The organism is Mesorhizobium sp. M7A.F.Ca.CA.002.09.1.1 (assembly GCF_003998555.1).
Classification (GTDB): Bacteria; Pseudomonadota; Alphaproteobacteria; order Rhizobiales; family Rhizobiaceae; genus Mesorhizobium; species Mesorhizobium ciceri.
In genome coordinates this window covers 1-1,888 of record NZ_RZRR01000100.1, presented here as the reverse complement: position 1 = coordinate 1,888, position 1,888 = coordinate 1, and the positions used below count along the sequence as shown (strand labels likewise).

2 protein-coding genes and 1 pseudogene are annotated in these 1,888 nt (G+C 65.2%); all 3 read left to right on the top strand.

Annotated elements, in window-relative coordinates; translation table 11 throughout:
• Positions 1-503: ATP-binding cassette domain-containing protein (locus EN994_RS35960; protein ID WP_245465993.1), on the top strand; the 503-nt coding region annotated here is incomplete at its 5' end.
• A 1-nt stretch (position 504) separates the two neighbouring features.
• Positions 505-1,485 carry an ABC transporter permease gene (locus EN994_RS07000; protein WP_063169504.1) on the top strand — a complete coding sequence of 327 codons (981 nt, stop codon included), beginning with the start codon at positions 505-507 and terminating at the stop codon, positions 1,483-1,485.
• Between the two features lie 3 nt (positions 1,486-1,488).
• A pseudogene (locus EN994_RS06995) lies at positions 1,489-1,888 on the top strand (ABC transporter permease); the annotation flags it as partial.

Sequence of the window (1,888 nt, the reverse complement as noted above, 5' to 3'; positions counted from 1 at the left end):
CGGTGGCGCTGGTCGCCGGCGACCGCCAGTCGGACGGTATCTTTCCGGAATGGTCAATCGCCGAGAATATCGGCATCCGCTCGCTGGCGCGGCTGCGCAGCGGGCTGCTGATCTCGCCGCAGCGTGAGGCCGAGCTTGCTGCATTCTGGCAGAAGAAGATCGGCATCCGTACGCCTGATATGAACAACAACATTTTCTCGCTATCGGGCGGCAACCAGCAGAAGGCGCTGTTTGCGCGTGCGCTCGGCTCGGATGCACAGATCGTGCTGATGGACGACCCGATGCGCGGCGTCGACATCGGCACCAAGCTGGAGGTCTACGACCTCGTGCGCGAGGAGGCTGCCCGCGGCCGTACCTTCCTCTGGTACACCACGGAAACCGAAGAGCTCGACAATTGCGACCACATCTATGTCTTCAAGAACGGCCGCATCGTCGCCAATCTGCGTCGCGACGAGTTGACCGAAGAGAAGATCATCCAGTCCTCCTTCGGCGATGCGGCCTGAGATGACGGCGGCGACACTCGAAAACGGTCTCAAGGCGTCCGCGGCGCGCGGCAGCGCGGCACGCGCGCGCCTGCTGCGCGGATTGCTGCCGGCGCTGTCGCTGGCGTTGGTGCTCATCGCCATCGCCTGGCTCAACCCGCGCGCCATCAGCTATTTCGGCTTCAGCCTGATGCTGAACCTGGCGATCCCGATCGCGCTGGCGACGATCGCGCAGATGTTCGTCATCGCGGGCAACGAACTCGACCTGTCGATCGGCACCTTCGTCGGTTTCGTCGGCTGCGTCACCGCGACCTGGCTGAAGGACGCTCCGCTGATCGGCGTCGCCATACTGCTCGGCTCGATCGGCATCTATGCGCTGCTCGGGGCGCTGATCCATCTGCGCAATTTGCCGTCGATCGTGGTGACGCTCGGCATGAGCTTCGTCTGGCAGGGGCTGGCCATTCTCGTGCTGCCCAAGCCGGGCGGCAAGGCGCCGGACTGGCTGCTCGGGCTGATGGCGTTCAAGCCGCCTTTTGTGCCGTTCCCGATCATTGCGGCGCTGCTGATCGGCCTCATCGTCCATTTCGGCCTTATGCGCACCTCCTACGGCGTGATCTTGCGCGGCTCGGGCGGCAATCCGGCGGCGCTCGGTCGCGCCGGCTGGTCGCTGCTCCGAACCAAGATTGTGCTGTTTGCGCTCGCCGGCCTGTTCGGCGTGCTGTCCGGCATGGCGCTGATCGGTATCACCACCTCGGCCGACGCCAATATCGGCAATGGCTACACGCTGCTGGCGATCGCCGGCGTCATCCTCGGCGGCGGCGAATTCGTCGGCGGCCGGGTGTCGCCGATCGGTGCGGTGATCGGCGCGCTGACGCTGGCGCTGGCCGCCTCGCCGCTGCTCACCTTCATGCACATCCCGCCGGACTGGCAGGTGGCCGCCAACGGCGCCATCCTGATCATCGTGCTGGCGGCGCGCGTGCTGATCAGCCGCAAGGAGAGGTGAGCGATGACATCGGTGAGATCGCTGCTTACCAAACCCTGGATCTGGTCGTTCATTGGCGCCTTGCTGGTGTGGCTGGCGACGATCGCCTTCACCGGCGGTTATGGCGGGGGTGGCATGGTGACGGCAGCCCTTTCGCTGGCGGTATTCACCGTCATTGTCGGCGTCGGCCAGATGTTCGTCATCACGCTGGGACCAGGCAATGTCGACCTGTCGCTGCCGGCCAATATCGGCCTTGCCAGCGCCGTCGCGATGAAGGTGATGGACGGCAACGATTCCATGATCGCGGTCGGGCTTTTGGCGGCACTTGCCTGCGGGGCGGCGATTGGCGCCGCCAACTACCTGCTGATCTGGGCGCTGCGCATCCCGCCGATCATCGCCACGCTATCGGCCAGCTTCATCATCC

Coding starts and splice junctions, on each gene's coding strand:
- EN994_RS07000 (WP_063169504.1), top strand. CDS start 505: ATGACGGCGGCGACACTCGAAAACGGTCTCAAGGCGTCCGCGGCGCGC.